24 protein-coding genes are annotated in these 25,364 nt (G+C 70.7%); 10 read left to right on the top strand and 14 right to left on the bottom strand.

The window, feature by feature from the left end; genetic code table 11:
- Positions 1-44: 44 nt before the first annotated feature.
- A complete protein-coding gene (locus tag ACF1B9_RS13815) occupies positions 45-1,949 on the bottom strand; it encodes an AMP-dependent synthetase/ligase (RefSeq protein WP_391742540.1) in 1,905 nt (634 codons plus the stop codon).
- Between the two features lie 89 nt (positions 1,950-2,038).
- Complete coding sequence (locus ACF1B9_RS13810; protein WP_391742542.1) at positions 2,039-3,307, bottom strand: acetyl-CoA C-acetyltransferase; 1,269 nt, start codon at positions 3,305-3,307, stop codon at positions 2,039-2,041.
- 71 nt (positions 3,308-3,378) lie between these two features.
- On the opposite strand from ACF1B9_RS13810, the gene ACF1B9_RS13805 reads away from it, so the two are divergent.
- On the top strand, positions 3,379-4,698 hold the full coding sequence (locus ACF1B9_RS13805; RefSeq protein ID WP_391742543.1) for a 3-oxoacyl-ACP reductase: 1,320 nt from the start codon (positions 3,379-3,381) through the stop codon (positions 4,696-4,698).
- Positions 4,699-4,704: 6 nt separating this feature from the next.
- The gene (locus ACF1B9_RS13800) at positions 4,705-5,568 is read left to right on the top strand and encodes a MaoC/PaaZ C-terminal domain-containing protein (RefSeq protein WP_391742544.1); all 864 of its coding nucleotides are present in this window, start codon (positions 4,705-4,707) and stop codon (positions 5,566-5,568) included.
- Positions 5,569-5,628: 60 nt separating this feature from the next.
- On the opposite strand, the gene ACF1B9_RS13795 is transcribed toward ACF1B9_RS13800, so the two are convergent.
- Complete coding sequence (locus ACF1B9_RS13795) at positions 5,629-6,264, bottom strand: TetR/AcrR family transcriptional regulator (RefSeq protein WP_391742669.1); 636 nt, start codon at positions 6,262-6,264, stop codon at positions 5,629-5,631.
- Between the two features lie 281 nt (positions 6,265-6,545).
- Here ACF1B9_RS13795 and ACF1B9_RS13790 point away from each other — a divergent pair, with 281 nt between their 5' ends.
- The gene (locus ACF1B9_RS13790; RefSeq protein ID WP_391742545.1) at positions 6,546-7,733 is read left to right on the top strand and encodes an alpha/beta hydrolase family protein; all 1,188 of its coding nucleotides are present in this window, start codon (positions 6,546-6,548) and stop codon (positions 7,731-7,733) included.
- 123 nt (positions 7,734-7,856) lie between these two features.
- Here ACF1B9_RS13790 and ACF1B9_RS13785 read toward each other — a convergent pair whose 3' ends face one another.
- Positions 7,857-9,257: an MDR family MFS transporter gene (locus tag ACF1B9_RS13785; RefSeq protein WP_391742546.1), complete on the bottom strand. Its 1,401-nt coding sequence runs from the start codon at positions 9,255-9,257 to the stop codon at positions 7,857-7,859.
- 79 nt (positions 9,258-9,336) lie between these two features.
- Here ACF1B9_RS13785 and ACF1B9_RS13780 point away from each other — a divergent pair, with 79 nt between their 5' ends.
- Together ACF1B9_RS13780 and ACF1B9_RS13775 are read left to right on the top strand one after the other, a co-directional pair.
- Positions 9,337-9,975, top strand: a complete 639-nt coding sequence (locus tag ACF1B9_RS13780) for a TetR/AcrR family transcriptional regulator (RefSeq protein WP_391742548.1) — start codon at positions 9,337-9,339, stop codon at positions 9,973-9,975.
- A 105-nt stretch (positions 9,976-10,080) separates the two neighbouring features.
- The gene (locus ACF1B9_RS13775; RefSeq protein WP_391742549.1) at positions 10,081-10,296 is read left to right on the top strand and encodes a hypothetical protein; all 216 of its coding nucleotides are present in this window, start codon (positions 10,081-10,083) and stop codon (positions 10,294-10,296) included.
- Positions 10,297-10,380: 84 nt separating this feature from the next.
- Here the strand turns inward: ACF1B9_RS13775 and ACF1B9_RS13770 are convergent, their stop codons facing one another.
- The 5 genes from ACF1B9_RS13770 to ACF1B9_RS13750 all read right to left on the bottom strand — a co-directional run bounded on the left by ACF1B9_RS13770 (position 10,381) and on the right by ACF1B9_RS13750 (position 14,953).
- Positions 10,381-11,727 (bottom strand): dicarboxylate/amino acid:cation symporter, encoded by a 1,347-nt coding sequence (locus ACF1B9_RS13770; protein ID WP_391742550.1) that lies wholly within the window; start codon positions 11,725-11,727, stop codon positions 10,381-10,383.
- 430 nt (positions 11,728-12,157) lie between these two features.
- A complete protein-coding gene (locus tag ACF1B9_RS13765; protein ID WP_391742552.1) occupies positions 12,158-12,454 on the bottom strand; it encodes a DUF4229 domain-containing protein in 297 nt (98 codons plus the stop codon).
- A 146-nt stretch (positions 12,455-12,600) separates the two neighbouring features.
- Positions 12,601-13,125 carry a GNAT family N-acetyltransferase gene (locus ACF1B9_RS13760; RefSeq protein WP_391742554.1) on the bottom strand — a complete coding sequence of 175 codons (525 nt, stop codon included), beginning with the start codon at positions 13,123-13,125 and terminating at the stop codon, positions 12,601-12,603.
- A gap of 111 nt (positions 13,126-13,236) precedes the next feature.
- Positions 13,237-14,400 (bottom strand): aminofutalosine synthase MqnE, encoded by a 1,164-nt coding sequence (gene mqnE, locus ACF1B9_RS13755; protein ID WP_335937079.1) that lies wholly within the window; start codon positions 14,398-14,400, stop codon positions 13,237-13,239.
- 97 nt (positions 14,401-14,497) lie between these two features.
- Positions 14,498-14,953: an Lrp/AsnC family transcriptional regulator gene (locus tag ACF1B9_RS13750; protein ID WP_351080104.1), complete on the bottom strand. Its 456-nt coding sequence runs from the start codon at positions 14,951-14,953 to the stop codon at positions 14,498-14,500.
- Between the two features lie 133 nt (positions 14,954-15,086).
- Between ACF1B9_RS13750 and ACF1B9_RS13745 the strand changes: the two genes are divergently transcribed.
- Positions 15,087-15,221 (top strand): hypothetical protein, encoded by a 135-nt coding sequence (locus tag ACF1B9_RS13745; RefSeq protein ID WP_351080102.1) that lies wholly within the window; start codon positions 15,087-15,089, stop codon positions 15,219-15,221.
- An 8-nt stretch (positions 15,222-15,229) separates the two neighbouring features.
- On the opposite strand, the gene ACF1B9_RS13740 is transcribed toward ACF1B9_RS13745, so the two are convergent.
- Positions 15,230-15,904, bottom strand: coding sequence for a UbiX family flavin prenyltransferase (locus ACF1B9_RS13740; protein WP_391742556.1), 675 nt, complete (start codon positions 15,902-15,904; stop codon positions 15,230-15,232).
- Between the two features lie 191 nt (positions 15,905-16,095).
- Between ACF1B9_RS13740 and ACF1B9_RS13735 the strand changes: the two genes are divergently transcribed.
- Complete coding sequence (locus tag ACF1B9_RS13735) at positions 16,096-16,659, top strand: rhomboid family intramembrane serine protease (protein ID WP_391742670.1); 564 nt, start codon at positions 16,096-16,098, stop codon at positions 16,657-16,659.
- A gap of 28 nt (positions 16,660-16,687) precedes the next feature.
- Here the strand turns inward: ACF1B9_RS13735 and ACF1B9_RS13730 are convergent, their stop codons facing one another.
- The 3 genes from ACF1B9_RS13730 to ACF1B9_RS13720 all read right to left on the bottom strand — a co-directional run bounded on the left by ACF1B9_RS13730 (position 16,688) and on the right by ACF1B9_RS13720 (position 20,192).
- Positions 16,688-17,362, bottom strand: a complete 675-nt coding sequence (locus ACF1B9_RS13730; RefSeq protein WP_391742557.1) for a DUF4232 domain-containing protein — start codon at positions 17,360-17,362, stop codon at positions 16,688-16,690.
- A 458-nt stretch (positions 17,363-17,820) separates the two neighbouring features.
- Entirely contained in the window at positions 17,821-18,738 is a 918-nt protein-coding gene (gene mqnP / locus ACF1B9_RS13725) for a menaquinone biosynthesis prenyltransferase MqnP (RefSeq protein ID WP_391742558.1), read from the bottom strand.
- Complete coding sequence (locus ACF1B9_RS13720) at positions 18,735-20,192, bottom strand: menaquinone biosynthesis decarboxylase (RefSeq protein ID WP_391742560.1); 1,458 nt, start codon at positions 20,190-20,192, stop codon at positions 18,735-18,737. The genes mqnP and ACF1B9_RS13720 overlap by 4 nt, the downstream gene beginning before the upstream one ends.
- Before the next feature lie 240 nt (positions 20,193-20,432).
- Between ACF1B9_RS13720 and ACF1B9_RS13715 the strand changes: the two genes are divergently transcribed.
- From ACF1B9_RS13715 to ACF1B9_RS13705, 3 genes are all read left to right on the top strand, one after another.
- Positions 20,433-20,837, top strand: a complete 405-nt coding sequence (locus ACF1B9_RS13715) for a PLD nuclease N-terminal domain-containing protein (protein ID WP_391742561.1) — start codon at positions 20,433-20,435, stop codon at positions 20,835-20,837.
- A 261-nt stretch (positions 20,838-21,098) separates the two neighbouring features.
- Entirely contained in the window at positions 21,099-23,267 is a 2,169-nt protein-coding gene (locus ACF1B9_RS13710) for a hypothetical protein (RefSeq protein ID WP_391742563.1), read from the top strand.
- Positions 23,260-24,819 (top strand): hypothetical protein, encoded by a 1,560-nt coding sequence (locus tag ACF1B9_RS13705; protein WP_391742565.1) that lies wholly within the window; start codon positions 23,260-23,262, stop codon positions 24,817-24,819. Before ACF1B9_RS13710 ends, ACF1B9_RS13705 begins: the two co-directional genes overlap by 8 nt.
- A gap of 15 nt (positions 24,820-24,834) precedes the next feature.
- On the opposite strand, the gene ACF1B9_RS13700 is transcribed toward ACF1B9_RS13705, so the two are convergent.
- A complete protein-coding gene (locus tag ACF1B9_RS13700) occupies positions 24,835-25,362 on the bottom strand; it encodes an SRPBCC domain-containing protein (RefSeq protein WP_391742566.1) in 528 nt (175 codons plus the stop codon).
- Positions 25,363-25,364 lie beyond the last annotated feature (2 nt).

Below are 25,364 nucleotides of genomic sequence, written 5' to 3'. Positions count from 1 at the left end.
GGGTCCGGAGGACCGGTCCGGGCGACGCTGTGCCGAGACCACGGTCATTTCCGGTACAGCGCGTCGATCTCCGCCTCGAAGTCCCGCGCGATCGCGTCGCGCTTCAGCTTCAGCGACGGCGTCAGGTGCCCGCCCTCCTCGGTGAAGTCCACCGGAAGCACGGTGAACTTGCGGATCGACTCGGCGCGGGAGACCAGCCGGTTGGCCTCGTCGACCGCGCGCTGCAGGGCCGCGCGGAGTTCGTCGTCGACGACGAGGTCCCGGATCGGCACGTCCTGCTTCTTCGTCATCCGCCGCCAGTGGGCGAGTCCGTCCGGCTCCAGGGTGATCAGGGCGGCGATGAACGAGCGGTTGTCGCCGACCACCATGCACTGGCTGATCAGGGGGTGGGCGCGCAGCCAGTCCTCCAGGGGAGCCGGGGTGACGTTCTTGCCGCCGGAGGTGATGATGATGTCCTTCTTGCGGCCGGTGATCGTGAGGTAGCCGTCCTCGTCGAGGGCGCCGAGGTCACCGGTGGCGAACCAGCCGCCGTCCCGCACCGGTACGGCCTCGCGGCGTTCTGCGTCCCAGTAGCCCTGGAACACCTGGCCGCCGCTGAGCAGCACCTCGCCGTCGTCCGCGATCCGTACGGCGGTGCCGGGCAGCGGCCAGCCGACGGTGCCGAGGCGCGGTTTGAGCGGTGGGGTGACGGTGGCGGCCGCGGTGGTCTCCGTCAGGCCGTAACCCTCGAAGATCTCGATGCCCGCGCCCGCGTAGAACGAGGCGAGCCGGCTGCCCAGCGGGGAGCCGCCGCAGATCACGTATCGGACGTGTCCGCCGAGTGCGGCCCGGATCCGACGGTAGACCAGGCGGTCGTAGAGCGCGCGGGCCGCCCTCAGGACCGGGCCGGGTCCGGAGCCCGTGCCGTGTTCGGCTGCCTCGACGGCCTGACCGTACCGCTGGGCGATCCGCGCGGCACGGTCGAACGACGAGGCGCGGCCCATCTTCTCGGCCGTGGCGCGGCCGGTGTTGTAGACCTTCTCCAGCACGTACGGGATGGCCGGCAGGAACGACGGCCGGAACCCGGCCAGATCGGCGAGGAGGTCCTCGGTCCGGATGGACGGGGCGTGGCCGAGGCGGACCCGGGCCCGCAGACAGCCGATCGCGACCATGCGCCCGAAGACATGGGAGAGGGGGAGGAAGAGGAGCGTCGACGCCGGGTATTCGCTGACCGACTTGAAGACCGGGTGGAGGAGCTCGATCGCGTTGTCGACCTCGGCGAAGAAGTTGCCGTGGGTGAGGACGCAGCCTTTGGGTCGGCCCGTGGTGCCCGAGGTGTAGACGAGGGTGGCCGGGGTCTCCGGTTCCAGCGTGGCGCGACGGGCGGTGACCGCTTCGTCGGGGACGTCCCGGCCGAGCTTCTTCAGCCGGCCGAGCGCGCCCGTGTCGAACTGCCACAGATGGACGAGGCCGCCGAGCTGCTTGCGTTCCTGACTGATCAGCCGACCCTGGTCCGCGGTCTCGACGGCACACGCGACGGCGCCGGAGTCCTGGAGGATCCAGCGGGCCTGGAAGGCGGAGGAGGTCGGGTAGATGGGGACGGTGACGAGCCCGGCGGCCCAGGCCGCGAAGTCGAGCAGCGTCCATTCGTAGGTCGTCCGGGCCATGATCGCGATCCGGTCCCCGGCGCCGAGCCCCTCCGCGACGAGGCCCTTGGCGACGGCGAGTACTTCGTCGGCGAACTCGGCGGCCGTCACGTCCTGCCAGCTGCCGTCCGGCTGCTTCCGGCTGAGGACGGCGTCGGACGGCGCTTCCCGGGCGTTGTCGAACGGGATCTCGGCGAGTGAGCCGCGGCGGACGGTGGGCGCGAAGGGAGGTACGGAGACCTGTCGCACCGAGCCGTCCGCGGATCTGACCTTGGTCGGCTCGACGAGGGCGGGGACGGCGTCGGAGGTGGGTGGCGTGGACATGTGCGGCTCCTGAACGTGGGGTCGGTCGGCTTTGCCGGGTCCGTCCGGCGGCCGTTTCGTCCGGTGGCTCGTGTCGGGTTTCCGGGGTGTCACACGCGTTCGAGGATGGCGGTGACGCCTTGGCCGCCCGCTGCGCAGATGGAGATCAGGCCCCGGCCCGGCCCCTCGCGCTCGGCGAGGAGTTCGGCCAGGGTGGCGACGATTCGTGCGCCCGTCGCGGCGAACGGATGGCCGGTGGCCAGTGAGGAGCCGGCGACGTTGAGCTTCGCCCGGTCGACGGGGGCCAGCCCCTGTTTCTCCCAGGCCGCGAGGGTGGCCAGCACCTGGGAGGCGAAGGCCTCGTGGATCTCGAACAGATCGAAGTCCTCGATGGTGAGCCCGGCGCGCTCCAGCATGCGCGGTACGGCGTACGCGGGGGCCATCAGGAGGCCGTCCTCGCCACCCACGTGATCGACGGCCGCGGTCTCGTACAACGAGAGGTGGGCCAGCGGTTCCAGGCCGTGGGCGCGCGCCCAGTCCTCGCTCGCCAGCAGTACGGTGGCGGCGCCGTCCGTGAGCGGGGTGGAGTTGCCCGCGGTCATCGTCGCGTCGGGGTGGTCGGTGCCGAACACCGGTTTCAGCGTGGCGAGTTTCTCCACCGTGGAGCCGGGACGCAGGTTCTGGTCGCGGGTCAGGCCCCGGAACGGGACGACGAGGTCGTCCAGGAAGCCGCGTTCGTACGCGGCCGCGAGCCGTTGGTGGCTGGTGGCCGCGAGGAGGTCCTGGTCCTCGCGGGCGATGCCCCAGCGGCGGGCGGTGATCGCCGCGTGTTCGCCCATCGAGAGACCGGTGCGGGGTTCGGCGTTGCGCGGGATGTCCGGGACGAGGTGCCGGGGGCGTATCCCGGCGAGTGCCTTGATCCGGGCACCTGTCGACGTGGCCCTGCGGGCGGAGAGCAGCAGGGTGCGCAGCTCGTCGTTGACGCCGAGGGGCGCGTCGCTCGCGGTGTCCGTACCGCCCGCGATCGCCGAGTCGACGGCACCGAGCATGATCTTGTCGGCGGCGGTGATGACGGCCTGGAGGCCGGTGCCGCAGGCCTGTTGGATGTCGTACGCGGGGGTGCGCGGGTCGAGCTCCGAGCCGAGCACGGTCTCACGGGCCAGGTTGAAGTCGCGGCTGTGCTTGAGGACCGCTCCCGCGACGAACTCGCCGACCCGCCGCCCCTGGAGCCCGAACCGCTCGACCAGACCGCCCAGCGCGGCGGTGAGCAACTGCGGGTTGGAGACCTGTGCGTACGGGCCGTCGGCGCGCGCGAACGGAATGCGACTGCCGCCGATGACCGCGACCCTGCGGGGCTGCGGGAGTGCGAGGGGGATCATCTCGACCAGCTCCTGACTTTTGAGTAACCTTACTCTGGAGTAAATCTACGACCGAGCAGGGAGCCCGGACAATGGCCGACCGCTATCTGCACTTCACCGGCACAGCACCCGGCCGTCTTCTGACCCGGCGACTCGGCCTCCCGCAGCCCGCCCCGTTGCGCCGCTGGTCGCCGGGGACCCCTTCGCTGGACGGGCCGTTGCTGCACCTCACCGCCGGGGAGTCCGCCGTCACGGAGGAACTCGGCGTACTTCTCACGGCGACCGGGCTCGACGTCACCGCGCGCGCCGAACGCCCTGCGGGGATGGTGGTGGACGCGACGGCCGTCGACACACCCCGCACACTCGCCGACGTCCACGCGGCCCTGCATCCGGTGATCCGTTCGCTGGCACCGGGTGGGCGCGTCGTGGTGGTGGGGGTGCGGCCGTCGGCGGACGACCATCACCAGGCCGCCGCCCAGCAGGCCCTCGAAGGGTTCGTACGCTCGCTGGGCAAGGAGATCGGCAGGGGTGCCACCGTGCAGCTGCTCCGTGTCGTACCGGACGCCCTCGCCTCGGCCGGGTCCACCCTCCGCTTCCTGCTCTCCCCCCGGTCCGCGTACGTCAGTGGTCAGGTGATCGAGCTGACCTCGGCCGCCCCCGATCCCGTGGCCGACTGGGAGGTCCCGCTCGCCGGGCGCACCGCGCTGGTCACCGGCGCCGCGCGCGGCATCGGCGCCTCGGTGGCCTCCGTGCTGGCGCGGGACGGCGCCCGGGTCGTCTGCCTCGACATCCCGCAGGCGAAGGACGAGCTGGCCCGTACCGCGGACCGGCTCGGTGCCGCGGCCCTGCCGCTGGACATCACGGTGGACGGCGCCGCGGAACGGATCGCCGCGGCGGTCCCGGGCGGTCTCGACGTCCTCGTCCACAATGCGGGCATCACCCGCGACCGTCGGCTCGCCAACATGCCGGCCGACCGCTGGGCGTCGGTCATCGACGTCAATCTGGACAGCGTGCTGCGCACCACGGACGCCCTGCTCAAAGCGGGCACCGTCCATCGCGGCGGCCGGGTCGTCGCCACCGCGTCCATCGCCGGGATCGCGGGCAACAACGGGCAGACGAACTACGCGGCCGGCAAGGCGGGCATCATCGGCCTGGTCCGTTCGCTGGCTCCGCGCGCCGCCGCCGACCACGGCGTCACGGTCAACGCGGTGGCCCCCGGCTTCATCGAGACGAAGATGACCGCGGCCGTCCCCCTCTTCATCCGGGAGGCGGGCCGCCGGATGAACTCCCTCTCGCAGGGCGGCCTTCCGGTCGACGTCGCCGAGACGACCGCCTGGTTCGCCCAGCCCGCGTCGACGGCCGTCAACGGCCAGATCGTCCGGGTCTGCGGCCAGAGCCTGCTGGGGGCGTGACGCCCGATGACGGCTGCCGCCCCTTCCCGGACCCTGACGGCATCACTCGTACGGGGCGCGCTCACGTCCCCCTTCAAGCGCGCCGGCCGGTCCGGTGCCACGCTCATCGCCAACCGGCTGACGGCCGGAAACGTCCGCGTCGCCCCCGGCGCCCTCGCCTCGTACCACCGGATCTGCGGCTTCCCCGATGCGGGCCCGCTGCCGCTCACCTACCCGCATGTGCTGGGCTTCCCGCTTGCGATGCGTCTGATGACCGCCCGGAGCTTCCCGCTGCCGGTCGTCGGGCTCGTCCACACCTGGATCGAGATCACTCGGCACCGGGCGGCACCCGTCACGGATCCGCTCGAACTGACCGTGTACGCAGACGGATTGACGCCGCACCGACGCGGCACCGAGGTCACGATGGTGACGGAGGCCCGGTCGGGCGGTGAGCTGGTCTGGGAGTCGCACAGCGGCTATCTGTCCCGTCATCCGACCACCACCACAATTGCTCCCGGCACGGTCGGCGCAGCCCCTGCCACCGAGCTTCCCGCCGTCGCCGAATGGCGACTCCCCGGCGATCTGGGACGTCGCTACGGTGGGGTGTCCGGTGACCGCAACCCCATCCATCTGTACCCGCTGACGGCCCAGCTGTTCGGCTTCCGGAGGGCCATCGCGCACGGCATGTGGACGGTCGCCCGCTGCCTGGCCGAGGCCGACGATCCGGGCCGGATCCGTTCCGTGCGCGCCGACTTCAAGGCACCGGTCCTGCTCCCGGCGACGGTGACGTACGCGGCGGACGGCTCGGGCTCCCGCTTCCAGCTCCGCAGCGGCAGCCGGGTCCACCTGACGGGGTCGACGACGCGGGACGGCGAAGGAGCGGAATTTTGACCGGCCGCTGCTACGGCGTCTCTTGTTCGTATCAGCCCGGCATGACGCGAACGAGAGGTCCTAGCTCTGATCGGTGGGCTGGTTCGGCGGCAGCCAGGGGCGCCCCTGCATGAGGTTTCCCAGACCCGCCCAGGCAAAGTTCATCAGGGTGGCCGCGGCTTCCTTCGCACAGACGCCCGGGGTGTCGTTGGCCCAGCCGGCAAGCGACTCCGCGGACCCCACGAGGGCCTGCGCCAGACCCGCCACATCGCGGTCCGGCAGTGCCGGATCATGGTGGGCCTCACGGGCCGCCGCACCGATCAGACCCGTCACGAACGCAACGATCTCGTCGCGCATCACCATGACCTCGGTGACGAACGGCTCCCCGTGCGTACGCGCCTGCCGGTGCAGTACCGCCCAGCCGTCCGGGTTCTCCGCGGTGTGCGTGAAGAACGCCCGCAGCCCCGCCCACAGTTGCCGATCCGCCGGAAGCTCCGGCTCCACCCCCGACCGGACCGCTGCGACCAGCGCTTTCGCCTCGCGCTGGATGCACGCGGTGAAGAGCTCCTCCTTGGAATTCAGATACAGATAGACCAGCGGCTTGGACACCCCGGCCAATTCCGCGATCTCGTCCATCGAGGCAGCCCGGTATCCGCGCTGCCCGAACGTCCGTACCGCGGCGTCCATCATCTGCTGCTCGCGCACGGCACGCGGCATCCGTTTGCTCTTCACAGCACCCACGTCCGACTTCCTCCCGCCCCCGCTGCCCCGCTCCTCGGCAAGAGTACGGCGCAGGCCCCACGCCCGTCGTACGCAGAGAGCTTCCGCGGCCGCCGAGCGGCCGGTCGCACCTCCACCGGAAGCCATGTCTCCCGGCTCCCCGGACCGCCCTGTACCACCACGGGGCGATCCCGGGAGCCGGCATCCCCCTGTGGTGGGACGGCGATTCCCTCCTGGGTGCGATGTTTCGGCGCGGCCGGTTCCGTAGCGTCCTCACCATGATCAGTCTTCGCAGCCGGGCCACGGCCACGGCGTTCACCCTGGCCGTCCTGCTCGCCTCGCCCACGACCGCGTTAGCCGCCCCGGCCCCCGCACCCCGTCCCGATGCGGCCCCCGCGGCGCACGCCGTCACCGGACCGTCCCTCGAAGTCCCCCGGCCGACCGGACCGTACGCAACGGGCCGGGACACCCTGCATCTGACCGACCGGAGCCGACCGGACCCCTGGGTCCCGGCCGCGGGCGCCAGGCAGTTGATGGTGTCGGTCCACTACCCGGCCCGGCCCGGCAGCGGCACGACGACCGCGCCGTACATGACCACGGACGAAGCCCGGCTGATGCTGGCGTCCCGCGGCCTGGAGGACGTGGTCCCCGCGACCACGGTCAGCGCCACCCTCACCCACGCACGGACGGCCGCCCGCCCGGCACCCGGCCGGTTCCCGCTGGTGGTGCTCTCCCCCGGCTTCGGCGCGCCGCGGACAACGCTGACCGGCCTGGCCGAGGACCTGGCCAGCCGTGGATACGTCGTCGCGACGGTCGACCACGCCTACGAGTCCACCGGCACCACCTTCCCCGGCGGGCGCCTGCTCACCTGCGCCGCCTGCGAACAGACCGAGACGACGGGGATCGCAGCCGTGGCCACGGGGCGGGCCAAGGACCTCTCCTTCGTACTGGACCGGCTGACCGGCCGTCACCCGGCCTGGCGTCACGCCCGCATGATCGACCCGGACCGGATCGGCATGGCCGGCCATTCCATCGGCGGCAACGCCACCGCGTCGACGATGGCCACCGACCACCGCGTGCGCGCCGGGGTCGACATGGACGGCACCTTCTTCGACCCGGTCCCCGCCGGCGGACTCGACGGCAGACCGTTCCTGATGCTCGGCACCGCCTCCTACCACCGTCCCGGCGGTGAGGACGAGAGCTGGGACGAGGGCTGGGCGCGGCTGGACGGCTGGAAGCGCTGGCTGACCGTCACCGGCTCCGGTCACTTCACCTTCACCGATGTCCCCGTACTGGGAGACCAGCTGGGCATCGTCGACCCCGAGACACCGCTCCCCGGCGAACGCTCGATGCGGATCACCCGGGGCTATGTCGCGGCTTTCTTCGATCTGCATCTGCGGGGCACGCCCCAGCCGCTCCTGGACGGCCCGACACCGGACAACCCCGAGGTCCTGTTCCAGCACTGATCCGGCCCGGACGAGGCGCGTCACCGCGGCCGGCATGCTGTGGCTCGCCGTCACCTTCGGCGCCGTCCAGGCCGACGAGCCGTCACTCCGGCGGGAGTGGGGCCGCTCTGACGGGCGTGGAGGTCAGCGCGGCTCCGCGTTGCGTCGCAGGGGGATGAGCAGGGCCGGGATCAGCGTCAGCAGAGTGATGGCCAGGACCCACCAGAACGTGTCCGCGAAGGCGCGCGCCGGCGTGTTGAAGTGGTGGGCTTCCCGGCTCTGCAGGATCGCGGCGAGCACGGCTGCGCCGACCGACGCGCCGACGGTCTGCACCGTGGTGATGGCGCTCGTCGCGCCTGGGATGGCGGTGGGCGGCAGTCCGTCGTACGCGGCGGCCGACACCGGCACGGCGACGGCCGCCACCCCGATTCCGAAAATCAGCAGGGACACACCGAGAACCAGGTCGCTGGTGTGCGCGTCCACCTGGGTGTACGCGAGCGTGCCCAGTGCGGTGATGGCGATTCCGGTGAGGACAACGGGGCGCGCGCCGATCCGGTCGGTGAGCTTTCCGACGTAGGGGAGGGCCAGCATCGTGCCGAGGCTCTGCGGTGCGAGGAGCAGGCCGGCGGTCAGTGCGCTGTGGCCGCGGACCTGCTGGTAGTACAGCGGCATCAGGATCATCGCGCCGAAGATCGACAACCGGGAGAGAAAGTTCAGCGCTGACGCGGCGGCGAACGGCCGGTGGGTGAACAGCCGTAGATCCAGCAGCGGGGCGATGGTGCGCGTGCGCAGCGCGTGGACGGTGAACGCGATGAGCAGAGCCGCCCCCGTGACCAGCAGTGGCAGCCGTGCCGTATGCGCGGACACCCCATAGACGATCACGGCAAGGGCGGGGGAGAGCAGCGCCAGGCCGATCGTGTCCAGCCGGCCTCCGCTCTGCCGGCGTGACGTGCCGGCAGGGACGCCACGCCGGGCCAGCAGGAGCGCGGCCAGGCAGACCGGCACGTTCACGTAGAAGATCCAGCGCCAGCCGACGGCGCCGACGAGCAGACCGCCGATCATCGGTCCCGCAATGGGGGCGATCTGTCCAGGCACGGCCACGATGCCCATGACGCGTCCGCGTTGCTCGGGCGGAGCCGCCTGGGTCAGGATCATCATGCTCAGCGGCACGATCATGCCGCCGCCGATGCCTTGGAGGGCCCGGAACGCGATCAGGCTTGCCATCGACCAGGCGGCCCCGCACAGAACCGAACCGGCGAGGAAGGCGCTGAGCGAGAACATCCACATGGCTCGGGTGCCGAAACGTTCGGCGAACCGGCCGGTTGCCGGGATGACCGTGGCGATGGCCAGCAGGTAGGCGGTGCTGACCCACTGGACCGTGGTCACTGACGCACCGAACGTACGTGTGAGGTCGGCGAGGGCGACCGTGACCATCGTCATGTCCAGCATCGCGGTGATGGATCCGGTCACGATGACCGCTCCGAGCTTCAGTACGGCGGGATCGAGGCGGTCGGTAGCCGGCGCGCCGGTCGTCGTGTTCGTCATAATCGCGACACTACACCGTGCAGTGTAGTTCGCCTATACTGTACGGTGTAGTAATAGCCGCGGGGGAAGGAAGCCGTCCGTGCCCGACACCTCGACCCTCCGTCAGGGGTCGCCCGCCAAGCGTGCCGCCATCGTGCGAGCGGCACTCGAGATCTTCGTACGCGAGGGCTACGCGCGCGCAAGCGTCGACGCCATCGCGCAGAGCGCGGGCGTATCCAAACGCACCATCTACGACTACTACGGCGACAAGGCGCGGCTGTTCCTGTCCGCCGTGGAGGAGACCCAAGCCACGCAGGCCGCGTCCTTCCAGGAACTGCTGGACCGGACCCTGGGGCCCGTCACGCGGAAGGCGGATCTGGAGACCGCGCTCACCGACTTCGGCCGCGCATTCGCGACCGAGATCGCCCGCTCCGCCGAACGCGCCGCCGTCCTGCGGCTGATGATCGCGGAGGCGTCCCACTTCCCGGCGCTGCTTCGGCCGTCACCCGAGGACCGCCCCGTCCAGCGCGCCCTGGCCGCCCGCCTGGCCACACTCGGCGAACAGGGCCTCCTCGACATCCCCGACCCGGACGAGGCCGCCGAGCTCTTGGGCCTGCTGGTCACCGGTCGCGTCAACCACCGTTCCTGGTACGGGGCCGTGCGGCTTGACGACGCCGAGATCGACCAGTTGGTGACCGGCGGCGTACGCATCTTCCTGCGCGCCTACGCTCCACGCTGACCGACGGGACGGCGGCGTCCTTGTCGCGCAGGGGGCGCCTCAGGCGCCTGCTCAGAGCCCCAGTGCCACGTGCGCGCGGTAGTGCGGGCACCGGGTGAAGTCGTCGTGCTCGCAGCCCAGCGCGCACTCGACCAGGTCCAGCGAGGCCTGCGCGGCAGCGATACGGGTCCGCAGCCGCGCCGCCTCACCGACGAGCACCGCCCGACGCTCGGCGGGGTTCGCGGCGGCGACCAGGACCCGGATCGCTTCCAGGCCGAGACCCGGACAGGACGGCTGTTCCTCGCCCTCCCCCTCTTCGTCGCCTCGGGCACCGCTCCCTGAGGTGTCGGCCGGAGCCCGCGCAACGCCGAGCGCCCCAGGTCCGTCCGTCGACGGACCGGGGGCGCTCGGCGCGAGCGACGGTCGTTACGCGGCGACCGGCACGCGCTCCGGCTCGGCGTCGAGCACCTCGTCGTCGACGGGGGACGAGGAGGCCGAGTTGTAGGCGTCGTGGTCGAGGATCTTCTCGCGGGCCGAGACGATCACCGGGATCAGCGCCTGGCCCGCCACGTTGGTGGCCGTACGCATCATGTCCAGGATCGGGTCGATGGCCATGAGCAGACCGACGCCCTCCAGCGGGAGGCCCAGCGTCGACAGCGTGAGGGTCAGCATGACCGTCGCGCCGGTGAGACCGGCGGTGGCGGCGGAACCGATCACCGAGACGAACGCGATCAGGACGTAGTCGCCGACACTCAGCTGGACGTCGAAGATCTGCGCGATGAAGATCGCCGCCAGCGCCGGGTAGATCGCGGCGCAGCCGTCCATCTTGGTGGTGGCGCCGAACGGGACCGAGAAGGAGGCGTACTCCTTGGGCACGCCGAGGCGCTCGGTGACCTTCTGGGTGACCGGCATCGTGCCGACCGAGGAGCGGGAGACGAAGGCCAGCTGGATCGCCGGCCAGGCGCCCTTGAAGAACTGCAGCGGGCTGAGCTTGGCGACGGTGGCGAGCAGGAGCGGGTACACACCGAACAGCACCAGGGCGCAGCCGATGTAGATGTCGGCGGTGAACGTCGCGTACTTGCCGATCAGGTCCCAGCCGTAGTCGGCGATCGCGTAGCCGATGAGGCCGATGGTGCCGATGGGGGCGAGGCGGATGACCCACCACAGGGCCTTCTGGAGGAGCTCCAGGACGGACTCGCTGAGGGTGAGGATCGGCTGGGCCTTCTCGCCGAGCTGCAGCGCGGCGATACCGGCGACGGCGGCCATGAAGACGATCTGGAGCACGTTCAGCTCGGTGAACGGGGTGATCACGTTGTCCGGGACGATGCCGGTGAGGAAGTCCAGCCAGGAGCCCGCGTGCTCCGGCAGCTTGCCGTCCTTCGGCGTGAGGCCGGTGCCGGAACCCGGGTTGGTGATCAGACCGATCGCGAGGCCGATGGCGACCGCGATCAGCGAGGTGATCATGAACCAGAGCAGGGTGCGGGTGGCCAGCCGGGCGGCGTTGTTGACCTTGCGCAGGTTGGTGATCGACACCAGGATCGCGAAGAAGACGAGCGGTGCGACGGCCAGCTTCAGCAGCTGGACGAAGATGTGGCCGACCTTGTCGAGTGTGGTGTAGAGCCAGTTGATGTCGTACGTACGGGCGAGCCACCCGAGGACGACACCGAGGACGAGACCGGCGACGATCTGGGCCCAGAACGGGACCTTGGGTATGCGGAAACCGGAGCCGGACGGGCTGTCGGTCGCGGCGGTGGACGCGGGATTCGCGGACACGGACACACTCCTGATGTGACGCATCGGGGCGCACGGGGACGTTGTGCGGAGGGACGGGGGTGCGGCGCCCGCGTCAGGGGCGGCGCCGCTGCATGGTGCCGGTTCAGACGTTGCGGCAACAGACCGCGGACATACAGCGGCAGAGGTCGACATGCAGGCGCCCCACGAGCGCGACGCTCGCGCCGGGCCGGGGGCGCACAGTTGTCTCCATGCCGAACACGTTAACACTTGAACTTTGAGAACCTCAAAGGTCTTCTTTGGGCAGGACCGCGCACGCCGGAGCGCCCGACACGCCCGCGGAAACGGCGAACCCCCGTCGGGAACGACAAAACCCCAGTACAGGAGCGGCTGCTCCGGCACCGGGGTTCGGTACGGAAAGTGCTGAGTGTGAGGAAACTTACGCGGCTCTTACGCCACCCTCACCCGTTCGTCACGGGGTGACGTGGTCCTCGCGGGTCCGGTTCGCTTCGAGCCTCGCCTTGGTGCGGTCGACCGTGGACACGATCTGCTCGGACATCTCGTCACGCTGCTTGCGCAGCAGCACGTAGCTGAGCGGCGCGGACAGGACCAGGGCGAGCAGAATCACCCAGATGAAGTTGGAACCGCTCACCCCGGAGGGCAGGAGGCCGAAGTGAACGGCCACGGCTGCGACGAAGAAGCAGCCGACGAAGATGCTGAGGCGCATCGCGGTGTACCGAATTGTCGCGCTCGGCCTGGCAGCGGACACAGTTGGCCTCTCTCTCTACGTACGACAGTCCTGCGATCCTGCCCGACCAGTGAAGCATGCCCCGGAATCGATCACTTCGGAGGGCTGCGTCAAAGGGATTCCGGCGAGCCCCGCGGGCCCGGTCCGCGAGGGCGGGCCGGCAGCGCTCAGCCGAGCGGCAGCAGCATGATGATGTCGTCGCGGTCGTCCCCGTCGGTCACCCGGATCGCGTCGGGTACCCGCCCGACCTCCTTGTATCCGCACGACGCGTAGAACCGGTCGACACCGGTGCCACCCCGGCAGGTGAGCCGGATGGCCTCCACCCCTTCGATGCCCCGGGCGGCACGGGCCGCGGCGTCCATCAGATCGCGCCCGTACCCCTTGCCCTGGTGTCGGGGGTGGACCATCACCGTGTAGAGCCAGATCCAGTGCGCCATCAGCCGGTGGGTGTTGAAGGCCAGGAAGGCCGTGGCGGCCACGGCGCCCTCCTCGTCGTGCCCGACCAGCAGCCGGGTGCGCCCCTCGGCCATGGCGACGAGGTGCTTGACCAACTCGGGCCGGACGTCGTCGGTCGTGACGGGCGGCACGAAGCCGACCGCCCCGCCCGCGTTGGAGACATCGGTCCACAGCTCGGCGATGCCGTCCCGCAGGGTGCGGTCGAACATGGGATCCAACTCAAAAGTAAGTGTCATAGATGCAGATTACCTATTACCGAACTCGGGGCTCAAGCCCTGTCCGATACACGAGAAAGCCCCGGCCGGCGGCCGGGGCTTTCATGCGGGGTGACGCTGACGGCGTGCGGGTCAGACGCGCATCGGCTGCGGTGACTCGCGCCGCTCGGCGTCCGGGCCCGGGTACTCGCGGATGATCTCGTACCGGGTGTTGCGCTCGACGGGCCGGAAGCCCGCGTCGCGGATCAGGTCGAGCAGATCCTCACGGCCGAGCTTGTTCGGCGTGCCGTAGTTGTCCGCGTCGTGCGTGATCTTGTACTCGACGACCGAGCCGTCCATGTCGTCCGCGCCGTGCTGCAGCGCGAGCTGGGCGGTCTGCACACCGTGCATCACCCAGAAGACCTTGACGTGCGGGACGTTGTCGAACAGGAGCCGCGAGACGGCGAAGGTCTTCAGCGCCTCGGCGCCGGTCGCCATCGTCGTGCGCGCCTGGAGCTTGTTGCGGACCTTGCCGTCCTTCATGTCCACGAAGTCGTGCTGATAGCGCAGCGGGATGAAGACCTGGAAGCCACCGGTCTCGTCCTGCAGCTCACGCAGCCGCAGCACGTGGTCGACACGGTGCCGGGGCTCCTCGATGTGCCCGTACAGCATCGTCGCCGGGGTCTTGAGCCCCTTCTCGTGCGCCAGGCGGTGGATGCGCGACCAGTCCTCCCAGTGGGTGTCGTGGTCCACGATGTGCTGACGGACCTCCCAGTCGAAGATCTCCGCGCCGCCACCGGTCAGCGACTCCAGACCGGCTTCGATCAGCTCGTCGAGGATCTCGGAGGCCGACAGCCCGGAGATGGTCTCGAAGTGGTGGATCTCGGTGGCGGTGAACGCCTTGAGGGAGACCTGCGGCAGGGCCTCCTTCAGCGCGCTGAGCGAGCGCGGGTAGTAACGCCACGGCAGGGTGGGGTGCAGCCCGTTGACGATGTGCAGCTCGGTGAGGTTCTCGCCCTCCATCGCCTTCGCGAGCCGGACCGCCTCCTCGATGCGCATGGTGTACGCGTCCTTCTCGCCCGGCTTGCGCTGGAACGAGCAGTACGCGCACGACGCGGTGCACACATTGGTCATGTTGAGGTGGCGGTTGACGTTGAAGTGCACGACGTCGCCGTTCTTGCGGGTGCGCACCTCATGGGCGAGACCGCCGAGCCAGGCCAGGTCGTCCGACTCGTAGAGGGCGATGCCGTCCTCACGGGTCAGCCGCTCTCCCGCGCGGACCTTCTCCTCCAGCTCGCGCTTGAGCCCAACGTCCATGCGGCTGCCTCCCAGTCGTCGACGTGCTGTGCGTATCCCGGTGACAGGTGATACCGGGCGAAACCCCCGGTCCCCCGGGGGCCCCACCACGTTACGCCTACGCCTCTTCGGGAAGTTCCCCGACCCGGTTCTCCCACTTGGTGGAGAGCACGATCGTGGTACGCGTGCGCGAGACGCCCCTCGTGCCGCTGAGCCGGCGGATCGTCTTCTCCAGTCCGTCCACGTCACCGACCCGCACCTTGAGCATGTACGAGTCGTCGCCCGCGATGAACCAGGCGTCCTCGATCTCCGCGAGGTCCTTCAGCCTGCGCGCCACGTCCTCGTGATCGGCCGCGTCGGAGAGCGAGATGCCGATCAGGGCCGTGACACCGAGCCCCAGGGACGCGGCGTCGACGGTGGCGCGGTAGCCGGTGATGACACCGGCGGTTTCCAGCCGGTTGATGCGGTCGGTGACGCTGGGCCCGGAGAGCCCGACGAGCCGCCCCAGCTCGGCGTACGAGGCCCTGCCGTTCTCCCTGAGGGCCTGGATGAGCTGCCTGTCCACCGCGTCCATATGACTGAAACCTTCCATTGTTCAGCAGTATCGCGAGTCTACGTGTAGAATCTAAGGCATGCGGGCTTCCGAGCCTGCAAATCTTCCCGGACATCCAAAAAAATGCTTTCGAATCTTCAGGAGTGAGAACACCGTGTACACGATCGAGATGGCCTACGCCCGAATGCGCGAGCTGCAGGACCTGGCCAACCGCTCGCGTGCCCACCAGCCCGCCGCCGCGCACCGGGTCGACAGGACCCGCAACCCCCGCGCCACGAAGAAGCGCTGACCACAGACTCAGCCCCCGGAGCCACGAGAGCCGCCACCGAGCTCTCCCGCCCACCGGCGGTACAGGTCGTGCGGAACCCCCGCCGCGTCCAGCACCCGCCCCGCGACGAAGTCCACCAGATCCTGGATGTGCGTCGCCCCCGCGTAGAACGCCGGAGAGGCGGGCAGCACCACGGCGCCCGCCTCGTCCAGGCTCACCAGATGCTTCAGCGTCTGCCCGTTCAGCGGGGTCTCCCGCACCGCGACGACGAGCTTCCGCCGCTCCTTGAGCGTCACGCTCGCGGCCCGCTGGAGCAGATCCTTCGAGAGCCCGAGCGCCACCCCGGCCACGCACGCCGTCGAAGCGGGCACGATCAGCATCCCCTTCGCCGGGTACGACCCCGAGGACGGACCCGCCGCGAGGTCACCGGCCGCCCAGTGCCGTACGCCCTCGACGTCCACGTCGAAGGTGTGCGGCTTTCCGTCCGCCCCGCGCGCCAGCCAGCCGCGCAGGTCCTCCCGCCAGTGCGCGTCGCGGAACGCGATCCCGGTCTCGTCCAGCAGCGTCAGCCGCGACGCCCGGCTCACCACCAGGTCCACGCTCTCCCCCGCGGCCAGCAGACCGCGCAGCACGGCGGCGGCGAATGGGGTGCCCGAAGCGCCGGAAACCCCGACGATCCAAGGCTGCCGCTGCTGCTGACTCACTGAACTCCCGGAATCCACGCACCCGAGCCTATCCGGCTGCGCGGAACCGGAACCGAGTAAGGGGCCTCAGGCGTTTTGAGGGAGGAAACAGGAGCGACACGGAACGACAGGGGGCAGCGGTGGCCGCATCGTCGGATCGATTCGCATCGGCGTGGAGCACGGGCGAGCGCGCGAAGGCCGCGGCCAAGCTGATGGTGGGCTGGGTGGCGTTCCTCTGGATCCTCGAAGTCGTCGACGTGGCGACCGGCCACTCCCTGGACGCGTACGGGATCGAGCCGCGCCGGCCCGGTGAACTGCTGGACGTCGTGCCCGCGTCCTTCATCCACTTCGGCTTCGGCCATGTCGCGTCCAACAGCGTGCCGCTGCTGGTCTTCGGCTTCCTGGCCGCGCTGGGCGGCATCCGCCGCTTCGCGGCCGTGGCCGCGCTGATCATCGTAGTCGACGGCCTCGGCGTCTGGCTGGTCGCGCCGGACCACTCCAACACGGCGGGCGCGTCCGGCCTGGTCTTCGGCCTCTTCGGCTACCTGCTCATACGCGGCTTCGTGGACCGCAGACCGCTCGACATCGGCGTCGGCCTGGTGATCGGCGCGATATGGGGCTCGTCGATCCTGCTGGGGCTCTCCCCCGCCAACACCTCGGTCAGCTGGCAGGGCCACCTGTTCGGACTGGCGGCGGGCGTGGGGGCGGCTTTCGTCTTCCGCCGCCCCGCGCGCGGCCGGAGCACGGTGCCGCCCGCCCGGCCGCTCATACCGTAGGGCGCGGACGGATCCCGTGGTGTCCGGGTCAGCCCTCGCCCTGACCGGCGCTCCCCATCGGGCCGACCTTCACCGGGGAGCCGGAGCCGTCCGTGACCGGCAGCGTGGCGGCGCCCGGCCAGTCGAGGGTGACCGACTTCGTCTCGTCCGGCGGGGTCACGACCAGCCCCGTGATGCGGACGCCGGAGCCGCCCGACGTGTTGATCGGGTAGTTGATGCCGAAGTACACCGACTTCCCGTCCTTGAGGGTCATCGGGGTGGCCTTCTCACCGGTGCGCTCGGCGGACAGCGACCCCGCGCTGGTCTTCAGGTCGACGCCCGCGTACCCGGAGAGCACGCAGTCCCGGCCGCCGCCGTTCTTCAGCTCCACCGCGACGGTCCCATCGGAATCACCGTCGACGGTGCTGTCCGACGCCGTGATCTCCAGCTCGTCGGTGCGGCACTTGCCGACCTTGCCGTTCTGGTTGGAGCCGGTCCCGGCGGCCGTGCCCTGCCCACCGGACCCCTTTCCGGCAGAGTCCTTCCCGCCGTCCTGGTCCGAACCGCCCGAGCCCGAACCGCCGCTCGCGGACGACGCGGACGACGCGGACGACGGGGACGACGGGGCGGTCTGTCCCATGTCGTCCTCGCCGTTCTGGCAGGCCGTGAGCGAGAGACCCGCGACAACGGCCAGGGCGGCGAAGGTGAGCTTCTGTACGCGCATCGATTCTTCCTCAGTGTCAGTGGGGGGTGTCGGCCGCTCGGCACGGTCGGTACGAGCGAGCATGTCTGATCACCAAGAGCCGCCCGGCCCGGCGACCAGTTCCGCCCAACCACCCGCTAATACACCCCTGTTACACGCACAGCCAGGCACAACGCGCATCACCACCGGGCATGCCCCGCCCGCGCCCGCCCCCGCCGCACCCGCTCCCTGCCGCCGTCCGCGAAGGGGAACAGGGGCCGGACACGGCGCGCCGTACCGCGCCGCCGGCCGGCCAGGACGGCGGTTCCCGCCACCGTTCCGCACCCGTCAACGCCCGCAGCCCACTGGGACGGACCCGTAACGCGGCGGTCCTTGACCCCAGCAGGTGACATGCCTCCTCGACCCGCCTCGCCCGCGCCCGGGGCAGCCGTCCGTCGCGGGCGAGGTCCTTGATCCGCCGGACACGGCCCCGGGCAGGCTCAGACGGTCAGGCCCCGCACCAGCAGATCCAGCACGGCACACGCGAACAGTGCTATGCCGATGAACCCGTTGACCGAGAAGAACGCGCGGTTCAGCCGGGACAGATCGTGCGGACGAACGACCCGGTGCTCGTACACGAAGGCGACGGCGACGATCGCCATGCCGATCCAGTAGAACAGCCCCGCCCGAGTGGCCAGCCCGAACCAGACGAGCAGCCCGGTCGTCACCACATGGCAGACCCGCGCCCCCCACAGCGCGGCCGGAATCCCGAACCGGGCCGGCACCGAGAGCACCCCGTGCGCCCGGTCCGCCTGGACGTCCTGGCAGCCGAAGATCAGGTCGAAGCCACCGATCCAGATCCCGACCGCGAGACCGAGGATCACCGCGTCCCAGGACCAGCTGCCGGTCACCGCCAGCCAGGCACCGATCGGCCCTATGGCCTGCGCGATCCCCAGGATGGCGTGCGGGTAGTGGGTGAACCGCTTCCCGTACGGATAGACCACCATCGGCACCACCGCGACCGGCGCGAGCGCCAGACAGAGCGGGTTCAGCAGGGCCGCCGCCCCGAGGAAGACCACGACGGCGACGAGCGCCCCCGTCCACGCCGACTTCACGGAGACCGCGCCGGTGACCAGCTCCCGGCTCGCGGTGCGCGGGTTGCGGGCGTCGATCTCCCGGTCGATGATCCGGTTGCAGGCCATCGCGAACGTCCGCAGCCCCACCATCGCGATGGTGACGAGCAGCAGCGTGACCCAGTGGATGGACCGGTCCGCCTGGAACATCGCGGTCAGCGCGGCAATGTACGCGAAGGGCAGCGCGAAGACCGAGTGCTCGATCATCACGAGCCGCAGAAACGCCTTGACCTTGCTGTTCGGATGTACGGGCCCTGAGCCCAGTGCTGCTTCGGCGGCGCTCACAGTCCGTATTCCTTCCACCGGCGGTCGACCTTCGCCGCCGTCTCGGGGTCGGACTCGACCATGTCCGGCCAGCCCCCGTCCCGGGTGTAGCCCTCCTCGGGCCACTTCTTCGTCGCGTCGATACCCGCCTTGCCACCCCAGAACTGCTGGTAGGAGGCGTGATCGAGATGATCGACGGGCCCCTCGGTGACGGTCAGGTCCCGCGCGTAGTCCGTGTTGCCGAGCGCCCGCCACGCCACCTCGTGCAGATCGTGGACGTCGCAGTCGGAGTCCACGACCACGATCAGCTTGGTCAGCGACATCATGTGCGCGCCCCAGACGGCACTCATCACCTTCTGGGCGTGCTTCGGGTACTTCTTGTCGATCGAAACGATCGCGCAGTTGTGGAAGCCGCCCGCCTCCGGCAGGTGGTAGTCCACGATGTCCGGCACGATGACCTTGAGGAGCGGCAGGAAGAATCGCTCGGTGGCGCGTCCCAGCGGCCCGTCCTCGGTCGGCGGCCGGCCCACCACGATCGACTGCAGCAGCGGGCGCTTGCGCATGGTCACGCAGTCGATGGTCAGCGCGGGGAACGGTTCCTGCGGCGTGTAGAAGCCGGTGTGGTCCCCGAAGGGCCCCTCGGGAAGCATCTTCCCGGGCTCCAGCCACCCCTCGATGACGACCTCCGCCTGTGCCGGGACCTGCAACGGCACGGTCTTGCAGTCGACCATCTCGATCCGCTTGCCCTGGATGAACCCGGCGAAGAGGTACTCGTCGATGTCCCCGGGCAGCGGCGCGGTGGACGCGTACGTCACCGCGGGCGGCGCCCCGAACGCGATGGCGACCGGCAGCCGCTCCCCGCGCTTCGCGGCGACCTGGTAGTGGTTGCGGCTGTCCTTGTGGATCTGCCAGTGCATCCCGATGGTGCGCCGGTCGTGACGCTGGAGCCGGTACAGCCCCAGGTTCCGTACGCCGGTCTCCGGGTGCTTGGTGTGCGTGAGCCCCAGGTTGAAGAAGGAGCCGCCGTCCTCGGGCCAGGTGAAGAGCGCGGGCAGCCGGTCCAGGTCCACGTCGTCGCCGGTGAGCACGACCTCCTGCACGGGCGCGCTCTCGGGCTTCACCTTCTTGGGCGGCACATGCACCATCGAGCCGAGCTTGCCGAAGGCCTCCCGCACCCCGACGAAGCCGTGCGGCAGCTCCGGCTTGAGCAGCCCGCCGATCTTGTCGCTGATGTCGGAGTAGGACTTCAGCCCGAGCGCCTTGAGCAGCCGCTTGTCGGTCCCGAACACATTCATGGCCAGGGGCATCGAGGACCCCTTGACGTTCTCGAAGAGCAGCGCGGGCCCGCCCGCCTTGTTCACCCGGTCGACGATCTCGCCGACCTCCAGATACGGGTCGACCTCGGCCTTGATGCGCTTGAGCTCGCCCTCGCGCTCCAGGGCCCGGAGGAGGGAACGAAGATCGTCGTAAGCCATGCCGTCCAGTTTGTCATCACCGCTGCCGATCACCTGGGGTACCCCACCTCCCGTCGGCCGCGCAGGGCGTACACGCCCGGATGTTCACCTGCGCGCGGCCCGCGGGCCGGCCCCCTGTCCGGACCTGCTCACCGCCGGTTTTGTCCGCTCGCCATGGGGTGTCGGCGGCACCGGCTACTCTGGCCCCGTCACCGGGGCGGGACAAGCCCCGCCAACTCTCCTCAGGGGGACCTTTCCAACATGTTCCGGGCCCTGATCTATCTCCTGCCGCTGGCGCTGACGATCTACGCGTTCATCGACTGCCTGAACACCCCGGAGGACGAGGCCAAGCACCTGCCGAAGATCGCCTGGGTCTTCATCATCCTGCTGTTCTGGATCGTGGGTCCGATCGTCTGGCTGGCCGCCGGCAAGATGCGCGCGGTGCCCGCGGGGGGCCGTACGCCGTCCGAATGGCACCGCAGCCACCGCTCGCAGTGGGTGGCACCGGACGACAATCCGGAGTTCCTGAAGGCGCTGAAGGAAGAGAACAAGAAGGACGAGTCGCTCCTCAAGGACTGGGAGGCTGATCTGCGCCGCCGCGAGGAGGAGCTCAAGCGCCGCGAGCGCGAGTCGGGACCGGAGGAGTCGGCGCCGCCCGCCTTGTGACCGGAAGGGTCCTCCCACCGCACGCCACGCACGGCCACCGCCTGTCGCCCGACACGCGGTGGCCGTCGTCGTTCGCGTCCTCGGACCGGCATCGCACCGGCCCCGCCCCCCGCGTCGGGCCGACCCGGCGACGACCCCGCCGGCTCGGACCGTCCTCTTGACACCGATCGTTCGAAAATCTTCTCCTTGCTCCAACACCCTCCCGATATGCTGGTGTTGACGATGTGACAGATCGGATCGGGCCTCGGCGCTGGGGGTGCTGTGGAGAGAGAGCTGTACGGGCGCGAGGCGATCTTCGGCAACGACGGACTTGCGGCGCGTCTGACCGGTCTCACTCCCCACGGCTCCGCCGGGGTCCCCTACGAGCACCGCGACGATCCGCCGGTCGCCGTGCTGACCGGGGGCCGCGGCATGGGCAAGACGGCCGTGCTCAAGCAACTGCGCCATCTGTACCGGGAGATCACCCCGGTCGCCCTGGTCGACTGCGAGGCGGTCGTACCGCCCGCGGACCCGGGGCCCGGCTGGACCCCGGTCACCGCGGCGCTGCCGGAACTCGCCACCCAGCTGACCGCGAAGGTGCGTGCCGCACGGCCGGTGCAGTTTCCCCGGCTGAGCCTCGGCCTGGTGGCGGTCGCCTCGATCTCCTGGACGCGGGAGGACGAGACGCGGGCGCAGCGGGACCTGCAGTCACTGGGCCCGGTGCTGGCGACCGTCGACACACGGGGGGACGCGGCGACGGGCTGGGTCACCAAGGTGCTGACGAAGCTGGCGGCGAGCGCCTTCGACTCCGTCGTGCCGCTGGCCGGGATGGTCGCCGAGGCCACGATCGAGACGGTGCTGGAGGAGTCGTTCAGCCGGTTCCAGCGGCGTTCGGCGGACTGGTACGGGAGCTATCCGCACGCCGGTGGCAACGGACGGATCGGGCTGCGGCAGCTGGCGGTCGATTTCGAGCGCGGTGGCGATCTGCGCCGCCGTGCCGAGGACCATCTGGTGCTCGCGCTGGTCGCGGACCTGGTACGGGCGTACGGGGGCCTGGCGCGCGGTGCCCGCCGGGGCCGCCCGGTACTGCTGCTGGACAACGCGCACACGCGGCTGGGCCGACAGCTGGTCGAGCCGGTGCTGCGGCAGCGGGCCGCCGGGGTGCGGGACCGGATCGCCGTGTTCGCCTCGTCGCGCGCCCGTGGTCACGAGGGGCTGAGCCATGCGGTGCGCCGGCGGCTGCCCGAGGTGGCGCACGGTTCGCACTGGGTCCGCGGCACGGAGGTGACGTCCGGGATCCTGGCCGTGGAGCTCACCGCGCTGGGCCCGGCCCATGTGCAGGCGGCGTTCGACCGGCACGATCCGGTGGGCCGCGCCCCGGCCGGCCTGGCCCGCGGGGTGCACCGGCTGACGGGTGGGCGCCCGCTGGGTGTGGCGCTGCTGGCCCAGGCGGCGGGCGAGGCGTTGGCGCCGGGGCCGTCCCGCGCGGGTACGCCACGACCGGGCCCGCTGGTGCCGGGGACGCTGCTGGACCGGACGGTGGAGCTGCGCGAGGACCGCGCGCCGGTGCGGGTGGCGGACGAGTTGCTGGCGCGGCTGCTGCCGGGACAGCAGCTCGACGTACTGAGTGTGCTGGCCGCCGCGCACGGCGAGGAGTCGGCGCGGCTGCTGGCCACGGCCCGGCTGCGCGGCCGGTCGCCGGACGGCGACGTGGCGTTGCAGGTGCGCGACGCGCTGCGGGCGCAGGACTGGCAGGTCGGGCCGGACCACTTCGTCGCCGATCCGCTGCTGCGCGCGCTGCTGCTGCACCGGCTGCGTTTCCATGACGACGACCATCCGTACTACGCGGTGTGGCGCGCGGTGCACGAGACGCTGCGCACGGCGTACTCGCCCGGGGGCCGCTTTCCGAGCGTCCCGCACCGGCTGCACCAGGAGCTGGTGCTGGGCAGGACGAGGGACTGCGTGACGCATCTGCGGGAGCGGTTCACCGAGCCGGACGTGACGGCGTGGCTCGGCTCGCTGCGGTTCATCGCCTCGGCCCCGTATCCGCGTCCCCCCGGTTACGCCGGTCCCGATCCCCGGCGGGCGGTCGCGCTCGGCCGGGAGGCGTCCGGTTCGCTGCCGGACGGGGAGACGGGGCTCGCGGGGCTCGGCGAGCGGGCCGTGGAGCTCCAGCTGCAGCTGCGCCGGCTGCTGCACGCCGTATGGCTGCTGTCCGATCCGCTGGCTCTGCCGGACGAAGAGGTGATCGACAAGATGGCGCACGAACTGCGACAGCTGTCCGGCAGGCATCCGACGGGCAACAGCGTGCTGTGGGACGCGGCGACGCACTGGCCTCGGGACGTCGGGGCCTGGCGGCAGCTCTCCATGCCGCCGGGGGCGTCGGGCACGGACGGACCGGCCACGGGCGGAAGCGGGCAGCGGCGGGGGGACGGTGGTTCGCGTGCCTAATCCACTGCGTTATCGCGTCTGGTACACGGCGAGGCAGAAGGTCGTCACCAGCGTGGTGGTGGGCGCCCTGGTCATCACGTCCGGCTGGTACGGCATCGGCCGGCTCACCGCTCCCGAGGACCGCTCGTGCGCTCCGGGGGTGGAGCGGCCGCAGGGCAGCGACGAGTGCGTGGGGGTCTCCGGCGGCGCCTACGACTTCGGCCGGCCGAAGCTGACCGAGGTCGCCGCGGCCATCGCGCGGGAGAACGACACCCTGAAGCCCGGCCGGTACGCGACGGTCGCCCTGCTGCTGCCGCTGACGTCGACGGACGAGGCCATGCAGACGAAGATGCAGCGGGAGCTGCAGGGCGCGTTCGCCGAGCAGTACCGGGCCAATCATCTGTCGAACGATCAGGTGCCGAAGATCCGGCTGGTGCTCGCCAACACGGGGAAGAACAACCTGCTGTGGCGGCCGACGGTGGACCGGCTGAAGAAGATGACCGGGGCCCCGGACCATCTGCGGGCCGTGTCCGGGGTCGCCACCAGCAGTCCGGAGGTCGCCTCGGCCATCAAGGAGCTGACCTCCGCGCACATCGCGGTCGTCGGGACCACGATCACCGCCGACGACATCGCGAACGGGCCGGCCGGCGATCCGTTCCCCGGTCTGGCGCGGGTGTCGCCGACCAACCGGGACGAGGCACGGGCGCTGGCGCACTTCGGGAAGGTGAAGGCGGACAAGGCGCTGCTGGTGCAGGACACCCGTACCGGCGACCACTACACGGACACGCTGCGGGCCGCGTTCACCTCGCTGACGAAGGGCACGCGGTACGAGCCGCAGCTGTTCACCTCGCGCGAGGACCCGAACGACGAGGGCACCACGGCCAATACGTTCCAGCAGATCACCCACCTCATCTGTGACACGGACGCGGAGACGGTGTTCTTCGCCGGACGCCACACCCAGCTGCGGCAGTTCATCAACGCGCTCGGGGCCCGGGGCTGCCAGAGCCGCCCGTTCACGATCCTGACCGGCGACGAGGGCTCGTACCTCGGCAGCGACAAGAAGCTCGACCGGGGCGCGCTGCGTCGCAAGGTGACGGTCCGCTACGCCTCGCTGGCGCACCCGGACGCCTGGGCGGCGGCGAAGGACGGAGCGGCGACGGGCGGCTCCCCGGCGGACTACCGGAGCCTGCTGGACCTGCTGACCACGATCGGGAAGAAGCCCGTGGGCCCGGTCGGTCCGACCGGTCACCAGGAGCTGACCGACGGCCAGGTCATCATCGCGTACGACGCGATGTCGCTGGCGGTGCACGGCATCCGGCAGGCGACCCCGGAGGGCAAGCGGCTGCCGCAGCCCGCGGACGTGGGCGAGCAGTGGCCACGGGTGAAGGGGTCGCTGCGGGTGTCGGGGGCCAGCGGCTGGATCTGCCTGGACAACCACGGCAACCCTTACAACAAGGCGGTGCCGGTGGTGGAGCTGGCGCCCGAGGACGCCGGTCAGCGGTTCGTGACGATCGCCTGGCCGCAGGGCGCACCGCCGGACCCGACGTGCCTGCCGCCGTCCTCGGCACCGTGATGCGGTGACGCCGTGTCACCGCATCAGCGCGGCGTACTCCTCGCGCAGCCCCGCCCACCGGACCGGGGTCCACTTCGACCAGTCGGCGGGGTAGCCGTCGAGCGCGTCCACGAGGTACTGGAAGTGGTCGTGCCAGCCGGCGAGGCAGTCCAGCCGCAGTGCGTCGTCGCCCCGGAACTCGTTGGTGAAGCGCAGCAGCACATGGTCGCCGCGCGGTGGCTCCAGGTGGAAGCGGATACGGCCGTGGAGTCCTTCGAGGGTGTATTCGGCGACGCGCTCGACGTCCCAGGCGGTGACGGTGCCGGAGGCGACCGTGGCGTTCCCGTCCCGGCCGGTGTTCAGCCAGCGCAGCGTGACCGCTCCGCCGACGCGCGGTTCGAACGGGTCGGCGGCGGCGAGCCAGCCGGGCAGTCCCTCGGAACTGGCTACGGCTGCCCACACCCGGGGAACGGGGTGGGGCAGCCGTAGCGTGAACCGCAGGATGTGCTGGTCACCGTGGGTCTCGCTGGTACCACGCTCGATGACGGGGGTCGCGTCGGTCATGG

It is taken from the genome of Streptomyces sp. NPDC014727 (assembly GCF_043083485.1).
Lineage (GTDB): Bacteria > Actinomycetota > Actinomycetes > Streptomycetales > Streptomycetaceae > Streptomyces.
Note: the sequence above shows the minus strand (reverse complement) of the source record. Positions and strands in the feature narration are given on the sequence as shown.